This window comes from Alloalcanivorax sp. C16-1, from assembly GCF_046507805.1.
Classification (GTDB): domain Bacteria; phylum Pseudomonadota; class Gammaproteobacteria; order Pseudomonadales; family Alcanivoracaceae; genus Alloalcanivorax.
Genome location: NZ_JBKFTK010000002.1, coordinates 1 through 17,023, shown reverse-complemented (window position 1 = coordinate 17,023; position 17,023 = coordinate 1). Strand labels below are relative to the sequence as shown.

Genomic DNA, 17,023 nt, shown 5'->3' with positions numbered 1-17,023 from the left:
ATTCTGACATGTTGTTCACGCATTTCCTCGACCGGGGAGCCACCTACGGTGGTGAGGCAACCTGCATGGTGGAGGGTGACCGTTCCTGGACCTACCGTGAGGTGCAGCAATTCACGTACCGCATGGGTAACAAGCTGCGGTCGGTTGGGCTCGGGCCGGGCACACACGCGGCCGTTCTCTCCACCAACAGCGCGCTGTCTTTCATGTGCGCCTTTGGTTTCCATCGTGCCTCCGTGACCTGGATCCCGGCGAACCCGAAGAGTGCGCTTGAGGACATGCACTATGTCCTCGATAAGTTTGACTGCACGGTTCTGTTCTTTCAGAGCGAGTTCGCGGGCATGGTCGAGCAGCTTCGTACCGCGCTGCCTGATCTCAATACGCTGGTCTGTCTGGATCGCGATCTGGACATCGCGCCCTCGTTGGATAGATGGCTGGAAGGCTCGGCAGCGACACCTCTGTATATCCAACGCGACCGGGATGAAATCGCCGTCCTGATGCCGACGGGCGGCACCACCGGGCGTTCAAAAGGCGTGATGCTGACGCAACGCAACCTCTACAACCTTGTCGCCGCCTACATGGTCAGCTTCACCTACGAGGCCGATGAACGCCCGGTAGTCATGGCGGCCGCGCCACTCACTCACGCCGCAGGGATGCTGTCGTTACCGGCATTGGCGCGCGGCGGCTCATTGGTTGTGCTGCCGAACGCGGACATCGAGACGATGCTCGACACCATCGAGAAGCACCGCGTGACGGAGTTCTTCCTGCCGCCCACCGTGGTGTATCGACTACTTGATCATCCCGGCATCGAAAAGCGGGACTTTAGTTCGGTTCGGTACTTCGCGTATGCCGCGGCGCCCATGTCCCTGGATAAGCTGAAGCGCGCCCTCCACTTGTTCGGGCCATGCATGACTCAGTTCTTCGGCCAATCCGAAGCACCCGCGTTGGTGACGTTTCTTGCTCCCCAGGACCATTGGGATGGCGACCAGATCGCGTCGGACGAGGTGCTCACCAGTTGCGGCTATCCAACCCCGTTTATCGAGATTCGCATCATGGACGACGACAACGCCGAGGTCGCGCCGGGAACAACCGGCGAGGTGTGTATTCGCGGCGACCTCGTGACCCCGGGCTATTACGGAAACGAAGACATCACCGCTGAAACCATCATCGACGGCTGGCTGCACACCGGGGACGTCGGGTGGATTGATGGCGGTGGCCGTCTCCACCTTTGCGATCGCAAGAAGGACATGATCATTTCCGGTGGACTCAACATCTACCCGCAAGAGGTCGAACAGGTGATCTGGAGTCATCCGGCGGTCCAGGATTGCGCGGTGATCGGTATTCCCGACGACGAATGGGGCGAACTGGTCACAGCGATAGTCGAACTGAATCCCGGCGCGGGGCTCGATGCCTCCGAGCTACTCAGCCTGTGCAAATCCCGACTCGGAAGTGTGAAAGCACCTAAACGGGTTGAGTTCGTTGACACCCTGCCACGCAGTCCGGCCGGCAAGGTCCTTAAACGGGATCTGCGCGATCAATACTGGTCTGGGCGCGCCCGGCTGATCAACTGATTTTGAGAGAGGATGATCACATGACCACCAGTGCATTACCGATGAGCTCTCCAGACGTTCTGGAACCACGCAACCTTCGCACCACGTTCGGGTGCTTCCCCACCGGCGTTATCGCCCTGTGCACCCGGGGCCCGGAAGGGCCGGTGGGTATGGCGATCAGTACGTTCACTTCTGTCTCGCTGGCCCCCGCGCTTGTCTCGGTCTGCGTGCAGAAAGGCTCCCGTACATGGTCTCAAATCCGCGAGAACGGTGCTGTCGGTGTCAGCATCCTGTCCGCTGACCAGGAAAAAATCTGCCGCGCCCTGTCATCGAATGTACCAGACCGGTTCGCCCAGGTCGCCTGGTCGGCGACCAAGACCGGCGCGGTATTCGTTGATGAAAGTGTTGCCTGGTTAGAGTGCGTCGTGCACGACGAGCTTGATGGCGGCGATCACATCATCGCCCTACTGCGCATCACCGGTCATGGCGTGGCCAGCGCCGCCGAGCCGCTGGTTTTCCATCGTAGCGATTTCCGCGGGCTGATGGATATGGAGGCAGGCCAATGAGCTCTTTCACGTTGCGCGATGTGGTGATCACCGCGCATGACATGGAATCGCTGATCGCTGACGCAGGCGCGTTCTCAGCGCGGATCGCGTTCCGGGATGGCGACCGGTATGCCGCCGTGGACCGCTCGGACCTGAGTCTTGGGGTGACGTTCGCGGCGCCAGAGGACCATCCGGCGCCAGGGGAAATGGTACTGACGGCAAAGGCCGAAAGTGTCGAAGCGGCCGTTGCCGAACTTGTCGCCTCGGGAGCGGAAGTGATCCGGGAACCGTGCCAGGGCGCGCACGAGGTGCGCGCCCTGGTACGGACAGCCGGGGGCCTGTTGATCACGGTCTACGGAGCGCGGGCGTGAAACGCCCGTCACCCGGTGCGCGACCCGGCCTGCAATCCCGGTCCCGGTCGCGCCTGGCTCACCCATCTTCGTCAGTCTGAATTTAGCACGCCCCAGGAAAGCGGGCTCTCACCCTCTCGGCAAAGGTGCACCTGCTTATTATCGAAAACCCGAAAGGCCAGCCACAACCCCCTTTCCTTCCCCGCAAAAGCATAACAGCCAGAACATAACACCAAAAACATCCACTTCGGACAAAGCTCTACTTTTGCCCGAAACAAGAGGAAGAACCATGATTGTGGGAAATTTTTATATTAAATTAGCGACTTTTATAATCATAGCCGCGCTGTCAATCTTTCCATCCGCCGAGGCACAGACCAGGCCCGCGCCAGGCAAGGACGCCCCGTCAGGACTCGACATCCGGCAACATGAAAGCTTGAAATCCTGGCTTTCGAAAACGGAAGTCACCGGCCAGCTTCGAGCATATTACTTCAGCCAATTTTATGAAAATATTCGGCCATCACAACTAACGAACTCAGTAGGCGGCTGGCTCAAGCTCGAAACGCCTGACATCAGTGGCTTTAACTTAGGTTTGGCCGCATACACAGCTCAGAATATCGGGTCTCGGGAAGACGCCAGGGAAAACACAAGTTTGCCCAACAAGGACGTCACCACCCTTGGCCAGGCCTATCTCCAGTACAAGAACGCAGGTTTGAAATTAAGGTTTGGGAGACAACCCATCGAGACGCCACTTGCGGAATCCATGGGCGTGGATTACAGAATGATCCCGCCCTTCTATGAAGCACTGGGCGGATACTACAAGCTCCCCTCCAAAAATCTGGAAATACACGGATACAAAGTCTTCAGGTTCAAAGGCTATGGGTATTCGGGATTCAATAAACTTGATACGGGTGCAAACCCGGGCAATCAGATCGGAGTGCTTCCACAGACCTCCAGCAGCGGATTTGAAACGATCGGCGTAAAATCAAAATATCGTAATAGCAACCTGGATTTCTGGTACTACCACTTCGACAACAGGCTAAACGCCTTTTATACGGAAGGCAGCCACCGAATTGACACAAACAGGAACTTTTTAAAAAGCGTTTCTTTAAGTGCCCAATTTTCTCATGAATGGGACACCAGCGATCAGAAAGGTGATTACAAAGATGTTGACTCGGACCTCTACGGCATAGAGATTGCCGCGCAACTTCCGTACAACGAGGTGGCCCTATCCTACAATGAGGTTGTCAGCCACCCTGGCGCTTACCGAGGCGGCGGGTTCATATCGCCTTACCAGCAGGGCAACTACAACACCACCAGGTTTTATACCAATCAACTCGGAGCTTCCCTTTCCAGCGTTGATGTCGCACCTGGTCGAGCCTATTCACTCAATGACACTATCAGGCTTCCCAACCACGGACTGACCCTTGCGTTTGGTTACACTCACCTGGACAGCCCCGAACTGGTACGCGGTTCGAATGGCTTCTTCAAAGGATCTGGAAGTAACGCGCGTTCGTATCAGCTGGTTGCGAGATATCAAATCTCTAAGAACTGGAAGCTGCAGTCGCTCTTAGCTCGCATCGACAGAAAAGGACCGCTGGGAAACATCCGGGTCGCTCATTTTTATCTGACCTACGATTTCGGCGGATAAGAACCCGGAGATGGCCCCGTTGGGTCGGCAAACCTGCCAGTGCCAGGCCGGCACCACGGGGAGGAACCGCTTTTGCCTGAGGTTGCCGACGTTGTTCCCGGCCTTGGCAAAGCGGACTCTGGTGCCCTTAAGCTTTTCGGTTCCCCTGCCCGGCGCCGGTTTGCGAGCCATGGAGTTGGACCCGAAACCGGCCCCGAGGGGCCGATATCAACAAACGCAGGGGCGGCAGCGGAGAGAGCCAGCCAGCAAGATAAACTGATGATTCCATAGTTTATCGAGGCACTCTTTGCACGCTACCGCACATCTATCTGGTACCAGAGGCCGGACTTGAACCGGCACGGGTTTTACCCCAACGGATTTTGAATCCGTCGTGTCTACCAATTCCACCACTCTGGCTTTGGCGGAGGCCCGCCCGCGCGGGCCGTCCAGGGCGGCGAGTATACCAAGGTACGGCCACAATGCCAGCCGGCCCGCGCCGCTGGCGGCTCAGCCCGCCAGCCGGAAGCGCTGAACCACCCGCACCAATTGCACCGACTGGGAGCGCAGGCTTTCCGCCGCCGCCGCGGACTGCTCGACCAGCGCCGCGTTCTGCTGAGTGGTCTCGTCGATCTGGCTGATCGCCACGCTCACCTGGCGCACCGCGGTGCTCTGCTCGCTGCTGGCGCTGCTCATCTCATCGACGATGTCGCTGACATTGGTGATCGAGGACACGATCTGCTGCATGGTATTGCCCGCCCGGTCGGCCAGGGCGGCGCCGTCCGCCGCCCGGGTCACGCTGGCCTCGATCAAGGCCTTGATCTCCTTGGCCGCCTCGGCGCTGCGCTCCGCCAGATTGCGCACCTCCACGGCCACCACCGCGAAGCCGCGGCCCTGTTCACCGGCCCGCGCCGCTTCCACGGAGGCGTTCAGCGCCAGAATGTTGGTCTGGAAGGCGATGCCGTCGATCACCGCGATGATATTGCTGATGCGGGCGCTGCTGCTGTTGATCTCGCGCATGGTTTCGACCACGTCGCCGACCAGCTCGCCGCCCTGCCTGGCCACCGAACTGGCGTCGGACGCCAGGCGACTGGCGTTGCCGGCGTTCTCGGCGTTCTGCGCGGCGCTGGTGCCGACTTCCTCCACCGAGGCCGAGGTTTCCTCCAGGGCCGCCGCCTGCTCTTCGGTGCGCTGGCTCAGGTCCACGTTGCCCTGGGCGATCTGCTGGCTGGCGGTGGATACACTTTCCGCGTTGCGCCGCACCTCGGCCACCACCTCGGCCAGCCCTTCCACCATGGCGCGCTGCGCGAGCAGCAGCTGGCCGATCTCGTTGCTGGAGCGCACCGCCACCCGGGTGGTCAGATCGCCGGCGGCCACCGCCTTGGCCTGTGCCACCGCCAGGCCCAGGGGCCGGGTGATGCCCCGGGTGATCAGGAAGGCGGCGCCACCGGAGAGCACCACGGCGACCACGCCGAGCAGAAGGGTTTTCAGCAGCGCCGCCCGGTATTCCGCCTCGCTGCCCTGCATGCCCATTTGGGCTTCCTCAAGTTGGAGATCGATCAGCGCGTTGATCTTGTTGCTGATCGGGTCGATGGAGGTATAAAGGCTGCCGTCGTAGGCGTCCAGCGCGCCCGTGCGCACGCCGGAGTAGCCCTGCAGCGCCTGCTCCAGATCATCCAGGGCCTTGCCGGCCGGCGCGAACAGCCGGTTCGCCTCCCCGGCCAGGGCGGCTTCGCGCTCGGTCAACCGGGTCGCCATGTAGGCCCGCCATTCGCGGTCGATGGTGGCGTGGGCGTCGCGCACCGCGCTCAGTGCCTGCTGCGCGCTGATCAGTCCGGCGTTCGCCTTGTTGACGGCGTCCACCACGTCCACGGCATAGGCGTCCGAAATCGTTTTCAGCCCCTTGAGAGGCACCACCCGGTCGGTGTAGAGCGAACGCATGGTCTGGTTGATATGACTGAGGCTGTAACCGTTCAGGACGCCGCTGACGATCAGGAAGAAAACGGCGACCAGGGTGCTCAGCGCCAGTTGCCTGGCGATGGAAAGATTTTTGAAATCCAATGGATGTTGCTCCGGCTTGGGATCGTCACGGTGCGAGAGGCAAAGGTCAGGTGGACGGCCTGCTGTCGGCCGGCCGTCCACCGTCACAGGATTTTTCGACCGGTCAGTCGCCAACTTTAGGGGAGCGGACAAGAAAGGGTCCCGGGTGACGGGACGCGGCGGGCCGTTCGGCCCGCGCTCAGCGGACCCGGGCCAATAACCAGATGCCGACGATCACGCACAGGACCGGCGGCAGGGCCGCGGCGATCAGCGGATCGGTGTGGAACACCAGCGACAAATGGCCGAAGAACTGCTGCCCGTAGTGGAAGGTGAGGCCGGCGACGATGCCCGCCGCCATGCGCAGCCCCATGGTCACTTCCCGCAACGGGCCGAACACGAAGGAAATGGCGATCAGCACCATGCCGATGGTGGCCGCCGGCATCAGCAGCTTTTGCCAGAAGGCCAGCATATAGTCGGCGGTCTCCAGGCCCTGCTTCTTGAGATAGGCGGAGTAGCTCCACAGCTTGCTCATCGCCAGCCGGCCCGGTTCCAGCACCACCACGCTGAGCAGCTGCGGGGTCAGGCTGGTGCGCCATTCGCCGCCCCGTTCGGTGTAGGTATCGGTGCCGCCGCCGGTGAAACGGGTGCCCTGGATGTGCTCCAGGGACCAATGGTCGCCCTGGTAGATGGCGCGCTCCACGAACTGGCTTTCCGCCAGGGTATGGTTGTCGGTGAAGCGGTAGCGGGTCAGCCCATAGAGCACGCCGTTGGGCTGCACCGTATTGATATGAATGAACTCATCCCCTTCCCGGTGCCAGAAGCCATAGTCCGAACGCAGCGCCTCGCCGCCGCCTTCCTGCAAGGAGCGGTTGCTCTGCGCCACCTGCTCCGAATAGGGCGCCAGGTATTCGCCGATCAGCAGGGAAATCACCATCAGGAAGATCACCGGGCGCAGCACCATGGCGCTGACCCGCAGGGTCGACAGGCCGGCGGCGCGGATCACCGACAGCTCGCCGTTGTTGGCCATCAGCCCCAGCCCGATCAGGGTGCCGAGCAGGATCGCCATGGGCAGATATTCGTGCACCCGGCGCGGCACCGTGGTGAGGATGAACTGCAGCGCCTGCAGAATCTGGTAGTCGCCGCGCAGGAATTCCAGCTCGTAGATAAAGCCGAACAGACAGTCCAGCGCCACGATAATGGCGACGATGGCCACGGACGGAATCAGCACCGCCCGCCAGAAATACCGATTAAGCAATTTCATGCGCGCGCCCTCCGGGACAACAGTCGGCCGCCGAAATACAGCATGAACACCGCCATCAGGGCGATCAGATGAATCCATAGCATGGAGTAGAACCAGGGCCGGTCACTGCCGGGCACATCGGCGATCCAGCTGCGCATGGTAAGCAGCATGCCGACGTAGAGCATGTAACCAAGCACCGCCGGGATCATGCGCAGAAAGCGCCCCTGGCGCGGATTGACCCGGGCCAGCGGGATCGCCGCCAGACACATGATCGGCACGGTCAGCACCAGCGAAAGGCGCCACTGGAGCTCGGCCCAGGCCTGGTTGGTACCCTCGTCCAGCAGTTCCGCGGTGGTGCGCCCGCGCACCTTGGGCGGCCGGCTGCTGGAGCGCTCCTCGCCGATCCGCACCCGCGCCTGCTCGAAGGCCACCTCCCGATAATCCGCCTCGCCGGGCTTGCCCTGGTACTGGTAGCCGTCCTCGAGCAGCAGATAGCTGATGCCGTCCTGCTGCTCCAGCCGGCCGCTGCGCGCCCAGACGGTGAGCAGCCGGCCCGCCTCCTGGTCGTCGAAGCTGGCGTCCGCCACGAACACGTTCTCCAGGAAGCCTTCTTCCCGGTTGAGGCTCTCCGCGTAGGTGGCGCGCTGGGCGTCGCCGTCGCCCTTCACGTGAAAACGCCCCGGGGTCAGTAGTTCCAGCGCCGAGCGATCCTTCTGTTCCTCGAAGATGCGGTTGACCTCCGCATCCCCGTTGGGGGTCACGTACAAGGAGAACAGGGCGATCACGCCCATCGCCACCAGCACCGGGATGATGATCGAGCGCACCACCCGTCCGTCGCCCTGACCGCCGGCGCGCAGCACCACCATTTCGTTGTCCATGTGCATGCGGCCGAGCACCAGCAGAATGGCGATGTACAGGCTCAGCGGCAGGATCATCTGCAGGAACTCGGGCAGCCGGAACGCCATCACCATGAACAGCGCGTCGGCGGCGATCTGGCCAGCGGCGGCCTCGGCCAGGTACTTGATAAAGCGCCCACTGACCAGCACCATCACCAAAATGAAGGTCACCATCACCGTGGTCATGAAGATCTGACGATTGATATAGCGGTGTAATATCAACGTTGGCCCCGCCTATCCTGCACTGAAATGAGTGCGGCATTGTAACTCAGGAGAGAGCATGGAGTACGCCATCAGTCATTCGGCCCTGCCGAAATTGAAAGTGGATTGCCTGATTTTACCCTTGGGCGGCAAAACGGCCCTGCCGGAGAGCCTGCCCGATGAGACCCGCAAAGCGGTCCAGGCGTTCATGAAAGCCGGTGATTTTTCCGGCGACAAGGGCCAGATGGCGTGGCTGCATCAACCCGCCGGCATCAGCGCCGCCCGCCTGCTGCTGGTGGGCGCCGGCGATAAAGCGCTGGATGGACGGGGCTTTCTCAAACTGGTGCAACAGACCAGCCGCGCGCTGCAGAGCGGCCCGGTGAAACACGCCGCCTGGGTGCTGGGCGGTCTGGAGGTGGACAAGGATCTGGACTGGCAGGTCCGCGAAGGCACCCGGGTGGCCGAGGAAGCGGCTTACCGTTTCGACCTGTACCGCAGCAAACCGCCCAAGCCGGCGACCCTGGCCAAGTGGACCTTCTGGCTGGCCGAGCGCAACAACGGCCTGCGCAAGGCCGCCGAGGTGGGCCGCGCGGTGGCCGCCGGCACCGCCCTGGCGAAAGACCTGGGCAACATGGCGCCCAACGACTGCCACCCGGACTATCTGGCCCAGCGCGCCCGTGACCTGGGCAAGGACTACGACAAGCTGTCGGTGAAGGTGATCAGCTACGCCCAGGCGGAAAAAATGGGCATGGGCGCCTTCTGCGCGGTGGCCCGGGGCAGCGCTCGCAAGGGCTGCCTGATCGTCATGGATTACAAGGGCGCCGCCGGCAAACCGGTATCCCTGGTGGGCAAGGGCATCACCTTTGACACCGGCGGTATCTCCCTGAAGCCCGGCGCCACCATGGACGAAATGAAGTACGACATGGGCGGCGCGGCCAGCGTATTCGGCAGCGTCAAGACGGTGTGCGAGCTGGGTCTGCCGATCCATCTGGTGGCGGTGGTGGCCGCCGCCGAGAACATGCCCGACGGCGAGGCCACCCGGCCCGGCGACATCGTCAAAACCCTGTCCGGCCAGACCGTGGAAATCCTAAACACCGACGCCGAGGGCCGGCTGGTGCTGTGCGACGCCCTCACCTATGTGCAGCAAAAGCACAAGCCGCACACGGTGATCGACATCGCCACCCTCACCGGCGCCTGCGTGGTGGCCCTGGGCGCCCACGCCCAGGCGGTGTACGCCAACGACGACGACCTCAGCGAGGCGCTGCTGGCCGCCGGCCAGGACACCGGCGACCGGGGCTGGCCGATGCCGTTGTGGGAGGACTACCAGAGCCAGCTGGACAGCCCGTTCGCGGACATGCAGAACATCGGCGGGCCCAAGGCCGGCTCGATCACCGCCGCCTGCTTCCTGCATCGCTTCGCCCGTGATGTGAAATGGGCCCACCTGGACATCGCCGGCACCGCCTGGGTGAGCGGCGGCAAGGAGAAAGGCGGCACCGGCCGCCCGGTTCCCATGCTGACCCGTTACCTGATGAACCTGGCGAACAAGGGCTGAGGCGTTGACCGAAATCCTGTTCTACATCACCGACCGGGCCGGCGACGGGGTGCAAACCGCGCTGGCCTGGCGCATCGCCGAAAAGGCGTGGCGCCAGGGGCGGCGCATTTATGTGCATTGCGGTGACGCCGCCCAGGCCCGGGGCGTGGACGCCGCGTTCTGGTCGCACCCGACCACCGGCTTTCTGCCCCACGAGCCGGCCGGCCCGGAGGCGGCCTCGCCGGTGCTGGTGGGCCACGGGGACGACCCGGCCGGTCACCATGACGTGATGATCAATCTGGCCGTCGAAGTCCCGGACTTCGCCACCCGCTTCGAGCGGGTGGCGGAGATGATCACCGGCGATCCGGACCTGCGTGAGGCCGGCCGCGCCCGTTTCCGTTTCTACCGGGAACGGGGCTTTGATATTCAGAGCCACCGGCTCTGATCGCCCATACCGGCCCCTGCCGCCCGCGCCACGATGGGCGACGGGGGCCGCCCCGTCCGCTATAATTCGCCCTTCGTTTTTTGACGGTGAAGACAGCGGAGATCATGGACAAGACCTACCAACCCGAGCGCATCGAGCAGGCCTGGTACGAGACCTGGGAAGAGGCGGGGCATTTCCGCCCGTCCGGCGAGGGCGACCCGTTCACCATTGTGATTCCGCCGCCCAACGTGACCGGCAGCCTGCACATGGGCCACGCCTTCCAGGACACCATCATGGACACGCTGGTGCGCTACCGGCGTATGCAGGGCCGCAACACCCTGTGGCAGGTGGGCACCGACCACGCCGGCATCGCCACCCAGATGGTGGTGGAGCGGCGGCTGGCCGCCGAGGGCACCAACCGCCATGAACTGGGCCGCGAGAAATTCCTGGAGAAGGTGTGGGAATGGAAGGCCGAGTCCGGCGGCACCATTACCCGCCAGCTGCGCCGCATGGGCGCCAGCGTGGACTGGAGCCGCGAGCGCTTCACCATGGACGAGAGTCTCTCCCGGGCGGTGCGCGAGGTGTTCGTGCGCCTGCACCAGGAAGGTCTGATCTATCGCGGCAAGCGGCTGGTCAACTGGGACCCGGCGCTGCACACGGCGATCTCCGACCTGGAGGTGGAGAACCGGGAGGAGCAGGGTCACCTCTGGCACTTCCGTTACCCGTTGTCCGACGGCTCCGGCCATCTGGTGGTGGCCACCACCCGCCCGGAAACCATGCTCGGCGACACCGCCGTGGCGGTGCATCCGGAGGATCCACGCTACAAGGATCTGGTGGGTCAGAGCATTCGCCTGCCGCTCACCGACCGGGATATTCCGATCATCGCCGACGATTACGTGGACCCGGATTTCGGTTCCGGCTGCGTGAAGATCACCCCGGCCCATGACTTCAACGACTATGAAATGGGCAAGCGGCACGACCTGCCGATGATCAACATCCTCACCGACGACGCCCACCTCAATGACGAAGTGCCAGCCGCCTACCGGGGCCTGGAGCGTTTCGAGGCGCGTAAGAAGGTGGTGGATGACCTGGACGCCCTGGGCCTGCTGGAAAAGGTCGCCGACCACACCCTGCAGGTGCCGCGCGGCGACCGCTCCGGCGTGGTGATCGAACCCTATCTCACCGATCAGTGGTTCGTGGCCGTGGAGGCGCTGGCCAAGCCGTCCATCGAGGCGGTGGAGAACGGCGACATTCGCTTCGTGCCGAAGAACTACGAGAACATGTACTTTTCCTGGATGCGCGACCTGGAAGACTGGTGCATCTCCCGGCAGCTGTGGTGGGGCCACCGCATCCCGGCCTGGTACGACGACGACGGCAACATCTATGTGGGCCGCGACGAGGCGGAGGTGCGCGCCGAGCACGACCTGGGCGGCCGCTCCCTGCGCCAGGACGAGGACGTGCTGGACACCTGGTTCAGTTCGGCGCTGTGGACCTTTTCCACCCTGGGCTGGCCGGAGCAGACCGAGGACCTGAAGACCTTCCACCCCACCGACGTGCTGGTCACCGGCTTCGACATCATCTTCTTCTGGGTCGCGCGGATGATCATGATGACCCTGAAGTTCACCGACCAGGTGCCCTTCAAGACCGTCTACGTGCACGGCCTGGTGCGGGACGCGGAAGGCCAGAAGATGTCCAAGTCCAAGGGCAACGTGCTTGACCCGCTGGATCTGATCGACGGCATCCAGCTGGAGGATCTGGTCGACAAACGCACCCGCGGCCTGATGCAGCCCCAGAAGGAAAAGCAGATCGCCAAGCGCACCCGCAAGGAGTTTCCAGACGGTATCAACGCCTACGGCACCGACGCGCTGCGCTTCACCTTCCTGTCCCTGGCCTCCACCGGCCGTGACATCAAATGGGACATGGGCCGCATCGAGGGCTACCGTAACTTCTGCAACAAGATCTGGAACGCGGCCCGCTATGTGCTGATGAACACCGAGGGCCAGGACTGCGGCCTGGACCCGAACGCCGGCGAAGTCAGCCTGTCCCTGGCGGACCGCTGGATCACCAGCGCCCTGCAGCGGGCCGAGCGGGAAGTGAGCGAAGCGCTCGATCAATTCCGCTTCGACGTGGCGTCACAGGCCGCCTACGAGTTCATCTGGAACGAGTACTGTGACTGGTACCTGGAACTGTCCAAACCGGTGCTCTACGGCGATGACTATAGCGAAGCAGAAAAACGCGGCACCCGTCGTACCCTGGTACGGGTGCTGGAAGCCATTCTGCGCCTGTCGCATCCGTTCATGCCGTTCATCACCGAGGAGATCTGGCAGAAAGTGGCGCCGCTGGCCGGCAAAGGCGCCGGCGATGACGCCGCGCACGCCACCATCATGCGCCAGCCCTACCCCGCCGCCGACGCCGATCGCATCGACGAAACCGCCGAGCAGGACATCGAGTGGATCAAGGCGGTGATCACGGCGATCCGTAATATTCGCGGCGAGATGCGCATCCCCCCCGGCAAGGCCCTGGACGTGTATCTGCACAACGGCAAGGACAGCGACCGGGCCCGCCTGGACGCCAACCACAACTTCCTGTGCCGTCTGGCCCGGCTGGAGGCGATCACCTGGCTGAGCCCGGAAGACTCCGCGCCGGCCTCCGCCACCGGTCTGGTGGGCGATATGGAAATCCTGGTGCCGATGGCCGGCCTGATCGACAAGAACGCGGAGATCGAACGGCTGGGCAAGGAAATCGACAAGCTGCGCAAGGAAGTGGCCCGCGGCGACGCCAAGCTGCGCAATCCCAACTTCGTGGACAAGGCCCCGGATGCGGTGGTCGCCAAGGAGCGGGAGAAGCTCGACGATTACCGCTCGCAGCAGGCACGCCTGGAAGAGCAGCTGGAGAAGATCAAGTATCTCTGAGCCGATGGACGCCCACGACCCGCGCCGCGCACGTATCCTCGCCGCCGCCCGCGACCGGTTCGCCCGGGAGGGCTTCCGCCGGGCGGAGGTGAAGGCCATCGCCGTGGACGCCGGCGTGGGCAAGGCCACCATCTATCAATTCTTCCCGTCCAAGGACGCACTGCTGCTGACGGTGGTGGAGGAAAATCTCACCGTCATCCGGGATCTGGTGCTGCGGGAACTGCTCTCCGGGGCCCCGCCGCTGGAGCGGCTGGAACGGGTGTGCCGGGCGGTGGCCCGATTTCTGGAGCGGGAGGCGGACTTTTCCCGGCTGCTGATCCAGGAAGCCGGCGAGTTTCTCGGCGCCATCCAGCAGCGCTATCTGCAGCTGGTGGACGACAACCTGCCGGTGGCGGAGGCGTTCTTCGAGGAATTACGCGGCCAGGGCTACTTCACCGCCCTGCCCACCCGGGACATCGTACTGATGATGGTCAATCTGCTGGTGGGGACAACCTATACCTGGGTGCTCACCGGCGAAGGCGAGCCGGAACGCCAGGCGGTCACCTATATGCGCGTGCTGATCCGGGGCCTGCGCGACGGCCCCTGAACCGGCCCACTCAGCCCGGCCGCGCCTCCAGCAGCTCCGGGGAGGCGTCCCCGCCCAGCACCACCGCCTCGGCGATGCCGATCATCACCCGCTGGCATTCCTCCAGCCGCTCGGCGGAAAACGCCCCGTTTTCGAAGATATACAGCGAATAGTTCTCGAGGATCCACAGCATGGTGCGCAACACCAGCGGGTCCAGTTGGCGGCCGGTGAGACGATTGATTTCCGCGGTCACCACCTGGGCGGCGATGCGCTGGGCGCGCTCCCGGTGCGGCGCCAGGGCGGAGCCGGAGGACCGGGCCTCTTCCATCATCAGATTGATCACCGGCCCCATGCTCAGGTGGTAATCGAAATACACCTTCGTGGTGTTGTGAATGATGGCGCGCACCGACCGGGCCTGGCGCATTTCCTGGTGGAAATGCAGCAGCATGTTGTCGATGAAGATGCGATAGATGTGCTCCAGCACGTCCATCTTGTTACGGAAATATTTGTAGAAGGTGCGGCGCGACACCTTGGCGGCGTCCAGCAGGTGCTGAACCGTGGTGCGGGCCAGGCCGCGCTGGGCGAACACGTGCATGGAATGGATCAGAATCTCGGCGCGCGCCTGGGAGCGTTGGCCGCCCTCTTCCTCGGCGTGGGCTTCCAGAACCTGATTCACCACCTGGCGTATGGCGTCGAGATCGTCGGGTCCGCGTTGCACGTGACTTATCCCCTGTTTTTGTTTACCCGGCCGCTAGCTTAACCAAGCCCGGCCGGGGCGTAAACAAGGAGTTTATCAAGCCGCCAGCGGCTGGCCGTCGGGGCCGCCCGGGCCCGCTTTGCGGCTTCTCAGCCGCTTCCAGACCTTCTCGTGGAAATGGTAGGCCACGGTGTTCACGCACGGCTCCACCAGCGCGGTAGCCCCGCCGATGCGCCAGTCTCCGGTCATCGCCCAGACCACCAGAAACGCCACGCTGATGTGCATCACGCCGAAACTCATTGTCTTGATCATGGGACACCTCCTGGCTGTTCGTCGCGCCGCCGTTTGCCACGTCGCCGCACATTTCTAAATGATATCCATTCTCACAGATAGGTAAATGCCGTTGCGAGCTATTTTTTCAATAGCCCCCACCTATTCTTTCCGCCGTTAATTGTTGTAAAGGGCCGCACTTCGACGATGCGCGCCGGCCCCCTTCCGCTTACTCTGAGCCGGTACCGGCGGGCGCCCCGCCCTGAATGGATAAGGAACTTCTATGGACGACCGCAAAGCCCTTCTGATTCTGCATGGCAAACAAGCCGCTAATGGAGACGTGCGCGAAGCGGTGATGGCCCGCCGGGATGAAGGCTGGGACCTGGCGGTCAGGGTCACCTGGGAAGGCGGCGACGCCGAGCGTTATGTGGAGGAGGCGCTGCAGCTGGGCTACCGCACGGTGATCGCCGGCGGCGGCGACGGTTCGGTACGCGACATCACCCAGGCGATGATGGCCTCCGGCCGCGACGATCTGACGCTGGCGGTGATCCCCCTGGGCACCGCCAACGACCTGGCCACCGCCGCGGGCGTGCCGGAAGCGCCGGCGGATGCCCTGGCCTTGCTGGATAGACCGGCGGTGCCCGTGGATGTAATCCAGGTGAACGACAGCTACTTTCTGAACATGGCCACCGGCGGCTTCGGCACCGAAGTGACCACCGAAACCTCGGAGGACCTGAAGGAAATTCTCGGCGGCGCCGCCTACCTGCTCACCGGTCTCACCCGCTTCACCGAAGTGCGCGCCGCCGAGGGCGAGTTCGAAGGCCCCGACTTCCACTGGAAAGGGGAATTCCTGGCCCTGGGCATCGGCAACAGCCGCCAGGCCGGCGGCGGCCAGCGACTTTGCCCGGAGGCGCTGATCAATGACGGCCTGATGGACGTGGCCATCCTGCCTTCCGATATGGATCTGCTGGCCGGCGTACGCGGCCTGTTCCGCAGCGGTGAGAATGGCGGCAAGGAAGGGCTGTTCGAACGGGCCCGCCTGGATCACCTGACCATCACCACCCCGGAACCCATGCACCTGAACCTGGACGGCGAGCCGCTGGAAGACACCCGCTTCGAACTGCGGGTGCTGCCGGGTGCCCTGAAGCTGGCGCTGCCCGACGGCAGCGAATTGCTGGCCTGATCTTCTCCAGCCGGCCCCCGCCTCAGCCTTCCTCGTCGGAACGTTTCCGGGCCAGCGCCGCCACCTGCACGTTCAGGGCGTTGGTGGAAATCAGTACCTCCCACAGGGAAAAGATCAGCGACAGGGACAGGCTGATCAAGCTGGCCCCGAACAACACCACCCCGGTCAGCTCCAGATGCAGGTACAGCCCGAACATGGACAGGGTGCACAACAGAAAACTCAGCACCCCGGCCACCTGCATGTACTTGGTCAGCACCACCCGCCGGTGCAACAACCCGATCTGCCGCGACGCCACCTCCTGATGGTGCGTCTTCTCCTCATCCGCCAGCTTGCGAATGATCTGCGACAGCACCAGAAAACGGTTGGTGTAAGCCAGCAGCAGCAGGGAGATGGCGGGAAACAACAGCGCCGGAGTAGTCAGGGTCATCGTCGCAATCTTCGTTGTGGGATTGCTGAAGACTGTACCGGATTTACGCCCCGCGGAGGAGCCACCGAGCGGGGTCGGACCACCGGAAGTGCTTGATTCAGGTCGGCTTTCTGGCCTGGGAGCGGCCTGTGGCGGCGTCAGACATTACTTTTTGGCCTTGGAAATGGTGGCTAAGTAGCGCTCGCGTGGGCTTAAGGCGGTGTTTCAGGGTGGGGAAATCGAGCGCTAAGCCGCTTTGGCGGCGCGCTTTTTGGGGAAAGGGGCGAAGCAACAAGCGGTTACCGAGGTCCGACCCCGAGGGGACCATGTGAGGGTGGGCTGACCTACTTAGGTGGCGAGCGGTGCTCGCCATCGCTGCGCGACGCCTTCGGCGCCTCCGCCTGGCACCTGCGGTGCATCGGCGGTCACATGGGCCGTTGTAGGGACAGAAGGACACCGTGTCCTAAATACAAAAAACCCCCGACACGTTCGTGACGGGGGTGTTTTGTATTTAGGAGCCTGACGATGACCTACTCTCACATGGGGAGACCCCACACTACCATCGGCGCTGAGTGGTTTCACTTCTGAGTTC

General features: G+C 63.2%; 15 protein-coding genes and 1 tRNA gene. 9 read left to right on the top strand and 7 right to left on the bottom strand.

What is annotated here, in order from left to right:
* Positions 1 to 8 precede the first annotated feature (8 nt).
* From ACLD0W_RS07260 to ACLD0W_RS07245, 4 genes are all read left to right on the top strand, one after another.
* Positions 9 to 1,568, top strand: a complete 1,560-nt coding sequence (locus ACLD0W_RS07260) for an AMP-binding protein (RefSeq protein WP_410306828.1) — start codon at positions 9 to 11, stop codon at positions 1,566 to 1,568.
* 20 nt (positions 1,569 to 1,588) lie between these two features.
* Complete coding sequence (locus ACLD0W_RS07255) at positions 1,589 to 2,113, top strand: flavin reductase family protein (protein ID WP_410306827.1); 525 nt, start codon at positions 1,589 to 1,591, stop codon at positions 2,111 to 2,113.
* Positions 2,110 to 2,463, top strand: coding sequence for a VOC family protein (locus ACLD0W_RS07250; protein ID WP_410306826.1), 354 nt, complete (start codon positions 2,110 to 2,112; stop codon positions 2,461 to 2,463). Before ACLD0W_RS07255 ends, ACLD0W_RS07250 begins: the two co-directional genes overlap by 4 nt.
* A gap of 268 nt (positions 2,464 to 2,731) precedes the next feature.
* Positions 2,732 to 4,090 carry a hypothetical protein gene (locus ACLD0W_RS07245; protein WP_410306825.1) on the top strand — a complete coding sequence of 453 codons (1,359 nt, stop codon included), beginning with the start codon at positions 2,732 to 2,734 and terminating at the stop codon, positions 4,088 to 4,090.
* Positions 4,091 to 4,399: 309 nt separating this feature from the next.
* Here ACLD0W_RS07245 and ACLD0W_RS07240 read toward each other — a convergent pair.
* From ACLD0W_RS07240 to lptF, 4 genes are all read right to left on the bottom strand, one after another.
* Positions 4,400 to 4,486, bottom strand: a tRNA-Leu gene (locus tag ACLD0W_RS07240).
* Positions 4,487 to 4,576: 90 nt separating this feature from the next.
* Entirely contained in the window at positions 4,577 to 6,127 is a 1,551-nt protein-coding gene (locus ACLD0W_RS07235; protein ID WP_410306824.1) for a methyl-accepting chemotaxis protein, read from the bottom strand.
* A gap of 178 nt (positions 6,128 to 6,305) precedes the next feature.
* Complete coding sequence (gene lptG / locus ACLD0W_RS07230) at positions 6,306 to 7,367, bottom strand: LPS export ABC transporter permease LptG (protein ID WP_410306823.1); 1,062 nt, start codon at positions 7,365 to 7,367, stop codon at positions 6,306 to 6,308.
* Positions 7,364 to 8,464, bottom strand: coding sequence for an LPS export ABC transporter permease LptF (gene lptF / locus ACLD0W_RS07225; RefSeq protein WP_410306822.1), 1,101 nt, complete (start codon positions 8,462 to 8,464; stop codon positions 7,364 to 7,366). The genes lptG and lptF overlap by 4 nt, the downstream gene beginning before the upstream one ends.
* 58 nt (positions 8,465 to 8,522) lie before the next feature.
* Between lptF and ACLD0W_RS07220 the strand changes: the two genes are divergently transcribed.
* The 4 genes from ACLD0W_RS07220 to ACLD0W_RS07205 all read left to right on the top strand — a co-directional run bounded on the left by ACLD0W_RS07220 (position 8,523) and on the right by ACLD0W_RS07205 (position 13,896).
* Positions 8,523 to 9,995 carry a leucyl aminopeptidase gene (locus tag ACLD0W_RS07220; RefSeq protein ID WP_410306821.1) on the top strand — a complete coding sequence of 491 codons (1,473 nt, stop codon included), beginning with the start codon at positions 8,523 to 8,525 and terminating at the stop codon, positions 9,993 to 9,995.
* A gap of 4 nt (positions 9,996 to 9,999) precedes the next feature.
* Positions 10,000 to 10,419 (top strand): DNA polymerase III subunit chi, encoded by a 420-nt coding sequence (locus ACLD0W_RS07215; protein ID WP_410306820.1) that lies wholly within the window; start codon positions 10,000 to 10,002, stop codon positions 10,417 to 10,419.
* Between the two features lie 104 nt (positions 10,420 to 10,523).
* A complete protein-coding gene (locus ACLD0W_RS07210; protein ID WP_410306819.1) occupies positions 10,524 to 13,310 on the top strand; it encodes a valine--tRNA ligase in 2,787 nt (928 codons plus the stop codon).
* A gap of 4 nt (positions 13,311 to 13,314) precedes the next feature.
* On the top strand, positions 13,315 to 13,896 hold the full coding sequence (locus ACLD0W_RS07205; protein ID WP_410306818.1) for a TetR/AcrR family transcriptional regulator: 582 nt from the start codon (positions 13,315 to 13,317) through the stop codon (positions 13,894 to 13,896).
* A gap of 10 nt (positions 13,897 to 13,906) precedes the next feature.
* Here the strand turns inward: ACLD0W_RS07205 and ACLD0W_RS07200 are convergent, their stop codons facing one another.
* Together ACLD0W_RS07200 and ACLD0W_RS07195 are read right to left on the bottom strand one after the other, a co-directional pair.
* Positions 13,907 to 14,593: a TetR/AcrR family transcriptional regulator gene (locus ACLD0W_RS07200; protein ID WP_410306817.1), complete on the bottom strand. Its 687-nt coding sequence runs from the start codon at positions 14,591 to 14,593 to the stop codon at positions 13,907 to 13,909.
* Positions 14,594 to 14,668: 75 nt separating this feature from the next.
* A complete protein-coding gene (locus tag ACLD0W_RS07195; protein ID WP_410306816.1) occupies positions 14,669 to 14,884 on the bottom strand; it encodes a DUF2061 domain-containing protein in 216 nt (71 codons plus the stop codon).
* 241 nt (positions 14,885 to 15,125) lie between these two features.
* Here ACLD0W_RS07195 and yegS point away from each other — a divergent pair, with 241 nt between their 5' ends.
* Complete coding sequence (gene yegS, locus ACLD0W_RS07190) at positions 15,126 to 16,025, top strand: lipid kinase YegS (RefSeq protein ID WP_410306815.1); 900 nt, start codon at positions 15,126 to 15,128, stop codon at positions 16,023 to 16,025.
* A gap of 22 nt (positions 16,026 to 16,047) precedes the next feature.
* Here the strand turns inward: yegS and ACLD0W_RS07185 are convergent, their stop codons facing one another.
* Positions 16,048 to 16,452 carry a DUF2721 domain-containing protein gene (locus ACLD0W_RS07185; RefSeq protein ID WP_410306814.1) on the bottom strand — a complete coding sequence of 135 codons (405 nt, stop codon included), beginning with the start codon at positions 16,450 to 16,452 and terminating at the stop codon, positions 16,048 to 16,050.
* Positions 16,453 to 17,023: the final 571 nt, after the last annotated feature.